At 61.4% G+C, this 13,237-nt stretch carries 11 protein-coding genes; all 11 read right to left on the bottom strand.

What is annotated here, in order from left to right; genetic code table 11:
• Positions 1-13: 13 nt before the first annotated feature.
• A complete protein-coding gene (locus AOP79_RS10370) occupies positions 14-1,480 on the bottom strand; it encodes a glutamate synthase subunit beta (RefSeq protein ID WP_062073286.1) in 1,467 nt (488 codons plus the stop codon).
• A complete protein-coding gene (gene gltB / locus AOP79_RS10375) occupies positions 1,473-6,008 on the bottom strand; it encodes a glutamate synthase large subunit (protein ID WP_062073288.1) in 4,536 nt (1,511 codons plus the stop codon). Before gltB ends, AOP79_RS10370 begins: the two co-directional genes overlap by 8 nt.
• 120 nt (positions 6,009-6,128) lie before the next feature.
• Complete coding sequence (gene lgt / locus AOP79_RS10380; RefSeq protein WP_062073291.1) at positions 6,129-7,094, bottom strand: prolipoprotein diacylglyceryl transferase; 966 nt, start codon at positions 7,092-7,094, stop codon at positions 6,129-6,131.
• A complete protein-coding gene (gene trpA, locus AOP79_RS10385) occupies positions 7,091-7,879 on the bottom strand; it encodes a tryptophan synthase subunit alpha (protein WP_062073293.1) in 789 nt (262 codons plus the stop codon). Before trpA ends, lgt begins: the two co-directional genes overlap by 4 nt.
• The gene (gene trpB, locus AOP79_RS10390; RefSeq protein WP_062073295.1) at positions 7,876-9,084 is read right to left on the bottom strand and encodes a tryptophan synthase subunit beta; all 1,209 of its coding nucleotides are present in this window, start codon (positions 9,082-9,084) and stop codon (positions 7,876-7,878) included. The genes trpA and trpB overlap by 4 nt, the downstream gene beginning before the upstream one ends.
• Entirely contained in the window at positions 9,081-9,890 is an 810-nt protein-coding gene (gene trpC / locus AOP79_RS10395; protein ID WP_062073298.1) for an indole-3-glycerol phosphate synthase TrpC, read from the bottom strand. The genes trpB and trpC overlap by 4 nt, the downstream gene beginning before the upstream one ends.
• A gap of 63 nt (positions 9,891-9,953) precedes the next feature.
• Complete coding sequence (locus tag AOP79_RS10400) at positions 9,954-10,337, bottom strand: DUF2752 domain-containing protein (RefSeq protein WP_201774457.1); 384 nt, start codon at positions 10,335-10,337, stop codon at positions 9,954-9,956.
• A gap of 66 nt (positions 10,338-10,403) precedes the next feature.
• Complete coding sequence (locus tag AOP79_RS10405) at positions 10,404-10,733, bottom strand: CD225/dispanin family protein (RefSeq protein ID WP_062073300.1); 330 nt, start codon at positions 10,731-10,733, stop codon at positions 10,404-10,406.
• Between the two features lie 253 nt (positions 10,734-10,986).
• Positions 10,987-11,223, bottom strand: coding sequence for an HGxxPAAW family protein (locus tag AOP79_RS10410; RefSeq protein WP_062073303.1), 237 nt, complete (start codon positions 11,221-11,223; stop codon positions 10,987-10,989).
• A 34-nt stretch (positions 11,224-11,257) separates the two neighbouring features.
• Positions 11,258-12,808: an anthranilate synthase component I gene (locus AOP79_RS10415; RefSeq protein WP_062073305.1), complete on the bottom strand. Its 1,551-nt coding sequence runs from the start codon at positions 12,806-12,808 to the stop codon at positions 11,258-11,260.
• Positions 12,805-13,164 (bottom strand): phosphoribosyl-AMP cyclohydrolase, encoded by a 360-nt coding sequence (hisI, locus tag AOP79_RS10420; RefSeq protein ID WP_062073307.1) that lies wholly within the window; start codon positions 13,162-13,164, stop codon positions 12,805-12,807. The genes AOP79_RS10415 and hisI overlap by 4 nt, the downstream gene beginning before the upstream one ends.
• Positions 13,165-13,237 lie beyond the last annotated feature (73 nt).

Here is a 13,237-nt window from a genome sequence, read left to right on the forward strand (position 1 = left end):
TCCTTGAATGTTATTAGGCACGGAGCGCTACCGTGCTGGCTGTCACTGGGGCCGGCAACTCAGTGCTGCCGGTCAAGTACTCGTCAATTGCTGCGGCGGCCGAACGACCCTCCGCAATGGCCCACACCACAAGCGAAGCACCCCGGCTGGCATCGCCAGCAACAAAGACTCCGTCAACTGATGTGTGAAAATCATCCGCGCGCTCAATACGCCCGCGGTTCGACACTGCGACGCCACCCTGATCGTGCAACGTCACGGTGTCTGGTCCGGTGAAGCCCATGGCGATCAGCACCAAATCCGCGGGGATGTCTTGTTCAGTGCCCGCCTTAGGGGTACGTGAACCATCCTCGTTGTACTGCGTCTCGGCAACGCGCAACGACTGCACCTTGCCTGAGCCATCACCACGGAATTCGACCGTGGAAGCCAGGAAGCGGCGTTCTCCACCTTCTTCATGACTCGACGATACTTCGAAGACGCGCGGGTCGGTAGGCCAAGGGTCCTGATCCGTGCGCCCGGCAGCTGGTTGTTTACCAATGGCGAGCGTCGTGACAGAGGCTGCCTTCTGACGCAGTGCCGTGCCGATGCAGTCCGATCCAGTGTCACCGCCACCGATGACAATGACGTGCTTACCTTCGGCCGTCAGTTGATCTTCAAGCACGTCGCCCGCTGCGGCCTGGTTGCCCTGGTGGAGGTACTCCATGGCGAAGTGAATACCGTCAAGGTCACGCCCTGGAAGCGGGAGTTCACGTGGCAGCGGTGCGCCGGTCGAGACCAACACAGCGTCGTACCGCGCTCGCAACTCATCCCAGGAGATGTCGTCGCCGATCGTGACCGATGTGCGGAATCGAGTTCCTTCGGCCTCCATCTGGGCGATGCGTCGATCGATGTGGAGCTTTTCCAGCTTGAAGTCCGGGACACCGTAGCGCAGGAGTCCGCCAAGGCGGTCGTCCTTCTCGTAGACGCGGACGGTATGTCCGGCGCGCGTCAGCTGCTGAGCTGCGGCCAACCCTGCAGGTCCCGATCCGACAACAGCGACTGTCTTACCGGTCTGGCGCTGCGGGATGTGAGGTTCAACATTGCCGTCCTTGAAGGCCCGGTCGATGATCTCTGCCTCGATACTCTTGATCGTCACCGCGGGCTGGTTGATGCCGAGCACGCACGACGTCTCACAAGGCGCGGGACAAATCCGTCCGGTGAAGTCAGGGAAGTTGTTGGTTGCGTGAAGACGCTCAATCGCTTCTTCCCACTGCCCTTCCCGAACCAAGTCATTCCATTCCGGAATGATGTTGCCCAACGGGCACCCTTGGTGGCAGAACGGGACACCGCAGTCCATGCAACGACTCGCCTGGCGCCGCAAGGTGGTCTCGTCCTTACCCAACTCATCCTTGACGTCTTTCCAGTCAAGCAAACGCACCGGAACGGGACGGTTCTTGGGAACCTCACGCTCACGGAACTTCAAGAAGCCCTGGGGATCAGCCACCAGTCACCTCCAAGAACTCGGCCCAAGCACCTGGGGCGCGCAGGTCGCCTCCTGATGCTTCAATCTCTGCGAGAGCCTCACGCACCCGTGCGTACTGGGCAGGCAGCACACGCGTGAAGCGCTCCTTGGTCTCGTTCCAGTTCACCAGCAAATCGTTGCCTCGAGGCGAACCGGTCTCAGCAACGTGCTTCTCCACCAGCGTGCGGACAATCACTTCATCCTCGGCATCAAGCGGACTCAAGGTGAGTTCACCGGATGCCACTGCTGCAGCGTTGACGCGCTCTGTCTTGAGGTCCAGCACATAGGCCGTTCCACCAGACATTCCGGCGCCGAGGTTGCGTCCCGTGCGCCCGAGAATGACGGCGGTTCCGCCTGTCATGTATTCGAGTGCGTGGTCCCCCACGCCGGCAACAACAGCAGTGGCTCCCGAGTTACGCACGAGGAAGCGTTCGCCCACCTGACCGCGCAAGAAGATTTCACCCGCGGTTGCGCCGTAACCAATGACGTTGCCGGCGATCACGTCGCGTGAATCGTCGAGCATGGCTTCGCGTGCGGGACGCACCACGATGCGACCACCGGAGAGACCCTTGCCAACGTAGTCATTGGCATCTCCATGAAGCCGCAAAGTGATTCCACGCGGCACGAAGGCACCAAAGGACTGTCCGGCAGAACCGTAGAACGTCACCGCAATCGTGTCGTCAGGCAAGCCCGCACCACGGTGACGCTTCGTGACCTCGTGGCCAAGCATCGTACCGACGGTGCGGTTCACGTTGCGGATCGGGTACTCAAGCTCGACCTTGTCGCCGCGGTCGAGGGCAGCGGCCGATGCTGCGATGAGTTCTTGGTCCAATGCTTCATCGAGCGAGTGGTCCTGGGTGGTCGAATTGCGCAGCGCACGACCGGGCTCCGGCCGAGCGAGGACAGGCGCGAGATCGAGCCCCTTGGCCTTCCAGTGATCGATGGCCTTGCGAGTGTCAAGAGCCTCAACGTGACCCACGGCCTCCTCGATGCTCCGGAAACCCAGCGACGCGAGGTGCTCACGCACCTGCTCGGCGATGAACTCGAAGAAGTTCACAACGTGGTCAGCCTTGCCCGTGAAACGCTCGCGCAGTTCAGGGTTCTGCGTCGCAACGCCGACGGGACATGTGTTGAGGTGGCACACACGCATCATGATGCAGCCCTCCACCACGAGCGGAGCTGTGGCGAAACCAAACTCCTCCGCCCCCAGCAACGCCGCGACTACCACGTCGCGCCCGGTCTTCATCTGGCCGTCGACCTGCACCACAATGCGGTCACGCAGGTCATTGAGCACGAGGGTTTGCTGGGTGTCAGCGAGTCCAATCTCCCAAGGAGCACCAGCGTGCTTAAGGGAGTTGAGCGGGCTCGCACCGGTTCCGCCGTCCTGGCCGGAGATAAGCACGACGTCCGACTTGCACTTCGCGACGCCCGCGGCGATGGTGCCCACACCTATTTCCGACACCAACTTGGTGTGGATACGCGCGGACGGATTCGCGTTCTTGAGGTCGTGGATCAGTTGCTTGAGATCCTCGATCGAGTAGATGTCGTGGTGCGGTGGAGGCGAGATCAGCCCAACGCCAGGCGTCGAGTGCCGTGTCTCCGCAACCCAGGGGTAGACCTTTGAGCCCGGCAGCTGGCCGCCCTCACCAGGCTTCGCCCCCTGGGCAAGCTTGATCTGGATGTCATCAGCGTTGACGAGGTATTCGCTCGTCACGCCAAAGCGTCCCGAAGCCACCTGCTTGATGGCGCTGCGACGCTCGGGGTCGTAGAGCCTATCAACCGATTCGCCACCCTCACCGGTGTTGGACTTTCCGCCCAAGCGGTTCATGGCGATCGCCAGTGTCTCGTGTGCTTCCTCGGAGATAGATCCGTAGGACATGGCGCCGGTCGAGAATCGCTTCACGATTTCTGACACGGGCTCGACTTCGTCAATCGAAATCGCTTCGCGCTCAGAGTTGAACTCGAGCAAGCCACGCAACGTCATAAGACGCTTCGACTGGTCATCGACACGGTCGGTGTACTGACGGAAAACGTCGTACTTCCTCTCCCGCGTCGAGTGCTGCAAGCGGAAGATCGTGTCTGGGTCAAACAAGTGCTCTTCGCCGTCACGACGCCACTGGTACTCGCCACCCGAATTCAGGCGACGATGCGGAGGCAACTCACCTGAAGCGGGGTACGCGTCGGCGTGGCGCAGTGCGACTTCCTGAGCGATCACATCGATGCCAGCACCATCAATCTGGCTCGGCGTCCCGACAAAGTGCCGGTTGACGAAATCGCGTGACAATCCCACGGCTTCGAACACCTGCGCACCACGGTACGAGTGGATCGTCGAAATACCCATCTTCGACATGATCTTCAAGACACCCTTGCCGAGCGCCTTAATGAAGTTCTTCACGGCCGTCTCAGGGTTCAAGTCACCGAGATGTCCGCGACCCACCAAGTCCTCGATCGTCTCCATAGCGAGGTAAGGGTTCACGGCGGCTCCGCCGTAGCCAACCAACAGCGCCACGTGGTGGACTTCGCGCACGTCGCCTGCTTCCACCACAAGCGACGCACGTGTGCGGCTGTGGTTACGAACCAGGTGGTGGTGAACCGCAGAGGTCAACAGCAACGACGGAATCGGGGCAAAGTCCTGGTCACCGTCACGGTCAGACAGGACGATGAACGACACGCCCTCCTTGATGGCCTGATCGACCTCGTCGAAAATGTCAGCCAAACGTTGCTCAAGCCCCGCGTGACCATCGCGAACACGGTAGAGACCACGAATCTTTCGCGAAGAGAAAATCCCCGTCAGGCGTGGGTCCGCGTCGATGTGAAGAATCTTGGCCAGTTCATCGTTGTCGATGACGGGGAACTCAAGAATCACCTTGCGAGCGTGCTCTGCTGTCGCCTCAAGAAGGTTTGGCTCCGGTCCGATCGCGCCGCCCACAGCGGTCACGATCTCTTCCCTGATCGCGTCTAGCGGGGGGTTCGTGACTTGCGCAAACATCTGCGTGAAGTAGTCAAAGAGCAACCGAGGACGGTCTGACAAGACCGCAATGGGCGTATCCGAACCCATGGCGCCAATGGGCTCCATGCCGGTCAACGCCATGGGGGTGAGGAGCTTCTTCAGCTCCTCCTCGGTGTAGCCGAAAGCTCGCTGACGACGCTTCACGGACGCCTGCGAGTGCACGATGTGCTCGCGGTCTGGGACGTCGGCCAAACGCACTGCGTTCTCGTTGACCCACTGCTCGTACGGGTTCTCAGCGGCGAGCCGCGACTTAATTTCCTCGTCCTCGACGATGCGACCTGCAGCCGTGTCGACAAGGAACATGCGACCGGGCTGCAAACGTCCCTTGCGCACGACCTTTGCCGAGTCGATATCGAGAAGTCCAGCTTCGGAGCCTGCAATGACAAGGCCGTCATCAGTCACCCAGAAACGCCCTGGTCGCAAGCCGTTGCGATCCAGAGTGGCGCCGATGAGCGAGCCATCAGTGAAGTGCAGTGCCGCAGGGCCGTCCCACGGCTCCATCAAGCCGGAGTGGTACTCGTAGAACGCGCGACGAGCGGGATCCATCTCATCGTTGTTCTGCCAAGCCTCAGGCATCATCATCAACACAGCGTGCGGCATCGATCGCCCACTCAGATGCAGCAGTTCAAGCGCATCGTCAAACGAGGCAGTGTCCGACGCGGAGGGCGCGCACACGGGCATCAGATCCGTCAGATCACCAAGCAGATCAGACTTCAGCGTTCCCTCACGAGCACTCATCCAGTTGCGGTTTCCCTGAACCGTGTTGATCTCACCGTTGTGGGCGATCCCCCGCAACGGTTGCGCCAACGGCCATGAGGGGAAGGTGTTCGTGGAGAAACGCGAGTGAACGAGGGCCAACTCAGACGCAAAAAGCTCATCGTTGAGGTCGGGGAAGACCTGCTCGAGTTGATAAGTCGTCAGCATTCCTTTGTAGGTCAGCGTGCGGCTCGACAGTGACGCAAAGAACACGCCGCCCTTGTGCTCGGCTCGCTTGCGCACCCGGTACGCCTTGCGATCGAGGGCGATGCCCTCGAGTTCACCGTACGAGAGGAAAACCTGACGAAAAGTAGGCATCGCAGCACGTGCTGACGGACCCAATGAATCGCCGATAGCGGGCACGTCGCGCCATCCCAGCACCGTGACGTCTTCGGCGACCGCGGCCGCCTCCAGTGCTGCCACCTCGGTTGCTTCGTTGCCCGGTGTCAAGAACGCGATACCAACGGCATACCGACCGGCCGCAGGCAGTTCAAAGTCCACTACTGAACGGAGGAAGGCGTCTGGAACCTGGGTCAGGATGCCTGCACCATCACCGGTCTCGGTTTCCGCCCCCACCGCACCGCGGTGCTCAAGGTTCTTCAGCGCCGTGAGCCCGGCATCGACGATGTCTCGCCCTGCCGTTCCACGGAGGGTCGCCACGAAGGCGACACCGCACGCATCATGCTCGTACGCGGGGTCGTACAACCCAATCTTGGGTTGGGAGGCGCCAGTGAGCGCAGCCATCACACCGTCCTTGCTTTTCCCTCAGCATCCGCCGGGAAATCGTTGGTTGCGGGGCTCCGTTGACCCGGTGAACACACGGGGGCCAAGTCTACCGCGAACCAGGGCTTGGTAAAGAATCGGCTAGGACTTTTCCTGCCGTGTTGTTTCCTCTTCGGGATCGTCGTCATCATGTGCGAGCTCCGTGTCGACGTCCGCAGGCTCTGAAGCCTCGGCGTCGGCTGGTGACGAAACATCCGTTTTCGCCATCGCGAGTTGATTGCGGGGAACTCGTGCCAACGCCGAACCTCGTTGGCGGCGGCCCATCACCACAAACATGATGATGGCCAAGGCAAGCACGCCAATGGACACCCACACATTGATACGAACACCGAGGACATGAACCGCTATGTCAATACGCACAGTCTCGATCCAAAGTCGGCCAGAAACATAGACGATCACGTAGAGCCAGAACACGCGCCCACCGCGCAAGTCGTACTTGCGGTCAAGCCAGATAATGAGGAACGCTCCTACGAGATTCCAAATCATCTCGTACAGGAACGTCGGATGGAACGTGGTGAACTGCTCGTAACCTTCCGGTCGGAAGGCGGGATCGATCTCGAGCCCCCAAGGCAGGTCGGTCGGACCACCAAAGAGCTCTTGGTTGAAATAGTTACCCAATCGACCAATGGCTTGGGCAATCAGAACCGCCGGTGCCGCAGCATCGGCGAAAGCACTAAAGGGTACACCGGCGCGGCGCGCTCCGATATAGGCACCGAGCGCGCCAAGCGCCACAGCTCCCCAAATCCCGAGACCGCCTTCCCAGATCTTCAGGGCATCGACGGGGTTGCCGTTCTCGCCGAAGTACGGGCCAGGTGTAGAGATCACATGGTAAAGACGGCCACCGATGATTCCCATGGGGATCGCCCAGATGGCGATATCAGAGACGGCATCGGGGTCGCCGCCGCGCTCGACCCACCGCTTCGTAGCCAGCCATAGGCCTACAAAAATGCCAGCGACGATGCACAGCGCGTACACGTGGATGGTGAGCGGTCCTAGCGAAAAGCTTGACCACTCCGGCGGAGGGCTGGGTATCGAGACGTGGATCATACGACGCCCCTCACGCCAGCGGCCAGCTCTTGCACCTTGACCGCCAGTGCATCGAGATCGCCTCCATCACCCATCGCCTTCACAAATGCGGATCCTACAATCACACCGTCCGCGTATGTCGCCACATCTGCAGCCTGAGCACCCGTGGAAACACCCAAACCTACGCACACGCGCTCAGCACCGGCTTCCCGGGCGGCAGCTACAACATGTTGCGCGGCGTCGCCGACTGAAGCACGTTCCCCCGTCACTCCCATCAACGAGGTCGCGTAGACGAATCCGCGCGATGCCTCGACGGTGAGATGCATACGTTCCCGGGTGGTCGACGGCGCGGCCAAGAAGATAGTGTCGATATCTTGCTTCCGTGCAGCATCGATCCAGTCGGCACCAGTGTCCGGCGTCAGGTCTGGAGTAATGACCCCCGCTCCCCCGGCTTCACGTAGTTCCCGAGCGAAACGCTCGTAACCGCGTTGGATCATCAGGTTGCAATACGACATCACCACGGGCACCGCGCCTGCTTCTGCGACGGCATTCACAGCGGTGAAGGTGTCGTCGACACGCACGCCCTGACGCAGAGCTGTGGCGGCCGCGTGTTGAATCACGGGTCCGTCCAAAACGGGGTCCGAGTATGGAGGACCTACCTCAACGACGTCGCAACCGGCCTCTACGAGCACCCGCATCGCAGCGATTGATGTCGACACGTCCGGGTAGCCCACCGGGAGGTACCCGATCAGTGCGGCACGGCCTTCGGCACGAATCTCATCGAGCCGCTCTGTGAGGGCGCTCATGCGTCTTCTCCTGGCAACATGTCGAACCACCGGGCGGCCTGCTCTACGTCTTTATCCCCTCGACCCGACAACGTCACAAGTAGCGTCGCCTCCGGGCCCAGTTCCTTGCCGAGTGTGAGCGCACCGGCTAGCGCGTGCGACGACTCGATGGCGGGGAGAATTCCCTCGGTTCGGCATAGCAAACGGAACGCTTCCATGGCCTCTGTGTCCGTGACGGGCCAGTACTCAGCACGGCCGATGCTCGCCAACCATGAGTGCTCCGGTCCGACTCCCGGGTAATCCAACCCAGCCGAGATCGAGTGCGAATCCTGTGTTTGACCTTCCTCATCCTGCAAGATGAAGGAACGTGAGCCATGCAGAACCCCGGTGCGTCCCGCGGTGAGAGTCGCGGCGTGACGATCGGTATCGACGCCATCTCCGGCCGCTTCACAACCGATGAGGCGGACGTTGTCGTCGTCAAGGTACGCGTCAAACGAGCCTATGGCGTTGGATCCGCCGCCAACACACGCCAACACCGCGTCAGGAAGCCCTCCCTGAGCGAGCATCTGTTCGCGGGATTCCACCGATATGACTCGCTGGAAGTCCCTGACCATCGCTGGGAACGGGTGAGGTCCCGCCGCAGTGCCGAAAACATAGTTGGTGGTGTCTACGTTGGCGACCCAGTCGCGAAACGCCTCGTTAATGGCGTCACGTAGGGTCCGGGTCCCGGTCGCCACAGGGATCACCTCGGCACCCAAGAGGCGCATCCGTGCCACGTTCAACGCTTGACGTTCGGTGTCTTCCTCGCCCATGTAGATGATGCACTCGAGGTCCATCAAGGCCGCGGCCGTGGCCGTAGCCACACCGTGTTGTCCAGCACCGGTCTCCGCGATGACCCGGGATTTTCCAATGCGCTTAGTCAGAAGCGCTTGACCAAGGACGTTGTTGATCTTGTGCGAGCCGGAGTGGTTAAGGTCTTCGCGCTTCAAGAAGATGCGCGCGCCACCAGCGTGCTCGGCGAACCGCGGGACTTCCGTGATGATTGACGGGCGTCCGGTGTAGTCCCTCGCCAGCCGGTCGAGCTCTGCAAAGAAGGCCGGATCGACGCGTGCCTTGTCGTAGGCGTCGGTCAACTCTTCGAGCGCAGGCATCAGGGCCTCAGGGACGAACCGGCCCCCGAACTCACCGAAGAATGGTCCCGGCGCGGACTGGAGGGAGCCTGTCACGGACGAACCGCCCGCAGCGCAGGATGCGCGCCAGCTGCCACCATCTCAGCAACCGCGTGACGCGGGTCCTTGTGCTTGACGAGCGCTTCTCCGACGAGAACGGCATCTGCACCCATCCGTGCATACTCGACAACATCATGGCCGTCGCGAATGCCAGACTCGGCGATGCGGACGATCCCCTCCGGGATGATCGGTGCGACGCGCTGGAACGTGTGCCGGTCGACTTCAAGCGTGCGCAAGTTACGGGCGTTCACGCCTACGACCCGGGCTCCGGCATCGGCCGCCCGCTGTACTTCCTCTTCGTTATGCACCTCAACCAGGGCACACATGCCCAAGGAGTGCACACGCTCGACGAGCGCTTCAAGAGTCATCTGATCGAGGGCAGCAACGATCAACAACACGACGTCTGCCCCGTGGGCACGAGCTTCCCATACCTGGTAGGGAGTCACGATGAAGTCCTTGCGGAGGATCGGAATCTCGACCTTGCTACGCACCGCGTCAAGGTCCTCAAGAGAGCCGCCGAATCGACGCTCCTCAGTAAGGACCGAGATCACGGACGCGCCGCCTGCCTCATACTCTGTCGCCAGCGAAGCCGGATCCGAGATGTTCGCCAATGAACCCTTCGAAGGACTCGACCGCTTCACTTCAGCGATCACCGCGATCTCATCACGGGCAAGAATCTGGCGAGCATCAATGGCGCTGGGCACGCGCGAGGCGCGCTCCTTCAAGCGATCCATAGGCATTGCCTCTTGACGGACCGCGAGGTCCTCCCTGACACCAGCAATAATGCTCTCAAGCACGCTCATACGACAGCCTCTCCCATGTCCTCCATGGTAGCGCCGTGACGAGCACTCCCCGACCGACCCAAGCTAGGGCGCGAGGTATGGCTCGAACATGGGGATGTTGCGCAGTACCGCGTACAGGCACACCGCCCCGAAGAGCGCGTAAATCGCCCACGCTGGGGCGAGCCGGCGGCTTACTCGATGCCCTGTCGCCTGCCAGATCCAGCGGACCCATCGCCACACAAGCCAAGGGATCACGATGACTGCGAGAGGGTTCATCGCCCACGCGGCAGCAAGTTCGCCGTTACCCAGATGATGAATGGCGCGTAGCGACCCACACCCTGGGCAGTACAACCCTGTCAACCACAGGCTCGGACACGTCGGGTAGTGGCCCGGTTCGTTGGGGTCGACGTCTGAGACGTACCAGGCAGCAGCGGCTGCGCCGGCCCCCACCACAAGCGGAAACACCACAGGGTGAAGGCGGGCAACGACATGTCGTTGCCACGCCTCCACCCTGTGGAGCACCGCAGTTGTCATTTAGTAGGTCTCGAGGCTCAAGACTCCGCCGACCAAGAGCAAGATGTAAAGCACCAGGCCGACAGCACCAATCACGATGCCCCAGATCGACACCTTCTTGGCGGTCTCGGAAGCCGCAATGGCACCGGCACGGTCTCCCGCGACCCACTTGCCATTCACTGAAGCCGCTTGCACGATGGCCCAGATGCCCAGCGGAAGGCAGCACAGGATCGTGGTGACAATGGCGAGCGCCAAGTAGTTGTTCGGGGGTGAGTCATTGAAGCCCCCCGGAGGCGGAGGAGTCGCGCCATATGGCGGCTGGCCTGGCGGTGGGGGTGTGACATCAGACATTCTTTATCTCCCTTGATTGTTCACAGAACTTCACATGCGTGGTCAGGATAGCGGTGCTCTATCGCGGACCTCAGGCAACACACCCACGGTCGTTCACGACGTGCCGGCCCCTCAAAGTCCGTCACACAAGCAATATAGACCGCCGTGCCGGATATCACCCGAGCAAAGCGACGCTCGTGGCGCAGGTCAAGCCGCGCGCCTCAGCACTCGTGCCCCTGGCCGTCTGGCGAGAATACGGCGGCCGACCAGCGGCCTACGACAGCGGTTGACCGTGCCCTAGTGCACGCAGCACGCCACCGACGATGAGTGCAATCACACAAACCGCAGCGCCGACCCACACCAGCGTCCAGACCGGAAACATGAATCCAAACGTAGCGATCAAGGCACCCAGGACAAGGCCGATGTTTGTCGCCCAGGCGGCTGTGGTGCGGCCGTGGTTGACGGGAGCGACCTCTGGCAGGTCTTCTGGGGCGATCTCAATGCTGGACATGTGGGGACTCCTTGTTTGTTTGAGCGTGGCAATTCTAGCCACGGGTGGACGGGGTCAGGCGCGCTGCCATGCCAATCGCACGCAACATTGCCGCCGCCTTGTCCTTCGTCTCTTGGTCTTCACTCGAGGGGACGGAATCAGCCACGACACCCGCGCCGGCCTGGACGTGGGCAACGCCGTTCTCAATGAGTGCCGTGCGAATCGTGATGGCCATATCCATATTGCCTGCGAAGTCGAAGTACCCCACGGCGCCGCCATAATACGCGCGGCGCGTAGGCTCGATCTCATCGATAAGCGCAATGGCACGCGGCTTTGGCGCGCCCGAGAGGGTGCCCGCAGGGAACGTCGCGGCAAGCACATCCACAGGGCCGTATTGCGGTTCTAAACCACCGACCACCGTGGAGCAAATGTGCATGATGTGGCTGTACCGCTTGACTGTCATAAAGTCGAGAACCTCAATCGACGTGGGTTCGCACACCTTGACCAGGTCGTTGCGCGCTAGGTCCACCAACATGACGTGCTCGGCGATTTCCTTGGGATCCGCGCGCAGTTCCTCTTCGAGGCGCTGATCCTCGATGACGGTTGCTCCTCGAGGCCGCGAACCCGCGATGGGGAACGTTGTCACACGCTGGTCTTTGACAGTCGCAAGCGACTCGGGGCTCGCGCCCACCACCGCAAAGTCGCGCCCCTCATCATCGCGCAACTGGAAGTAATACATGTATGGCGACGGGTTCAGTGTGCGCAAAACGCGGTACACATCTAAAGGCGATGCATCGCAGTCCACCTCAAAGCGCTGGGAAGGAACCATCTGAAAGACTTCGCCGTCACGAATCGCATCCTTCGCGAACCGCACAGCCGCCTCGTACTCCCCTGGTGCGCTGCGTTGCCGCACGTCCTGTTCGCCGGACTCAGGACCCATCACGGAAACCTCTCCCGCAGGGGCATCCCGAAGGGCTGCCTCCATCTGGTCCAACCTGGTCACCGCGTGCGCGTGCGCACTTTCGACGCCAGTGTCGCGGGCATTGGCATTGATCGCGTTGGCGATCAGCCATACCGAGCCGTCATGGTGGTCGATTGCCGCAACATCCGTGGCGAGCAAGAGCATCGCATCGGGTACGTCAATGTCTCGAGGCGCCTTCGCGGGAAGTGTCGGCTCCCACTGGCGAATGATGTCCCAGCCGAGCACGCCCACCATGCCACCCGTTAATGGAGGCATTCCAGGGATCGGAGCGGTGTGAAGCTCCTTGAGGACTTCACGGATTGCCGAAAGGGGTGCGCCATCTGCAAGTCCCACAGGCACATCGCCTGCCCAACTCGCATCATCTCCACGCACAGACAGCGTCGCGCGTGAGTGGACCCCGACGAATGAGAAGCGGCCGCGCGTCCCATCTGGCTCTGACGACTCCAGGATGAATGTTCCTGGACGCTCCTGCGCCAACGCGGAGTACACAGCGATCGGTGTCAGGCTATCGGCCAGCACACGCCGCACGACAGGCACCACCCGGTGCGTGCTCGCGAGTTCCGAGAACGTGTCGAGGGGCGGCCACGTCTGTCCCCACTCGGCTGGTACATGGAGCTTGCTCATGGGACCTGTCCCAGGCTTACAGGAAGTTCCCCACCGGCCTCGAAGCAACTGACGGTGCCGGTATGGCACGCAGGTCCAGTTTGCGACACTGTGAGCAGCAACGCATCGCCATCACAGTCGAGCTCGACTGAGTGGACCTGCTGTACGTGTCCTGATGTGTCGCCCTTGCGCCACAGTTCTTGGCGTGACCTACTCCAGTAGACCGCTCGACCGGTCGTCAGCGTCAAGTTGAGTGCGTCGTCGTCCATCCACGCGACCATCAAGACCTGCCGGGTGTCACGTTCCTGAACTACCGCGCACACCAAACCGTCGGGCGTGCGCTTCAACCGCTGGGCGATACTGGGGTCTAGTGACATGGCGACTATCCTTCCACGACCCACCAGGTGGATCGTGCATCAGTACATCGGCGCAGCCGAGACAATATTGGCC

It is taken from the genome of Demequina sediminicola (assembly GCF_000975055.1).
GTDB classification, from domain to species: Bacteria; Actinomycetota; Actinomycetes; order Actinomycetales; family Demequinaceae; genus Demequina; species Demequina sediminicola.

What these genes read in the sequence shown, in the direction of transcription:
- lgt (WP_062073291.1), bottom strand. Translation starts at nt 7,094, where the DNA reads ATGATCCACGTCTCGATACCCAGCCCTCCGCCGGAGTGGTCAAGCTTT.
- gltB (WP_062073288.1), bottom strand. Translation starts at nt 6,008, where the DNA reads ATGGCTGCGCTCACTGGCGCCTCCCAACCCAAGATTGGGTTGTACGAC.
- hisI (WP_062073307.1), bottom strand. Translation starts at nt 13,164, where the DNA reads ATGTCACTAGACCCCAGTATCGCCCAGCGGTTGAAGCGCACGCCCGAC.
- trpA (WP_062073293.1), bottom strand. Translation starts at nt 7,879, where the DNA reads ATGAGCGCCCTCACAGAGCGGCTCGATGAGATTCGTGCCGAAGGCCGT.
- AOP79_RS10415 (WP_062073305.1), bottom strand. Translation starts at nt 12,808, where the DNA reads ATGAGCAAGCTCCATGTACCAGCCGAGTGGGGACAGACGTGGCCGCCC.
- AOP79_RS10410 (WP_062073303.1), bottom strand. Translation starts at nt 11,223, where the DNA reads ATGTCCAGCATTGAGATCGCCCCAGAAGACCTGCCAGAGGTCGCTCCC.
- AOP79_RS10405 (WP_062073300.1), bottom strand. Translation starts at nt 10,733, where the DNA reads ATGTCTGATGTCACACCCCCACCGCCAGGCCAGCCGCCATATGGCGCG.
- trpC (WP_062073298.1), bottom strand. Translation starts at nt 9,890, where the DNA reads ATGAGCGTGCTTGAGAGCATTATTGCTGGTGTCAGGGAGGACCTCGCG.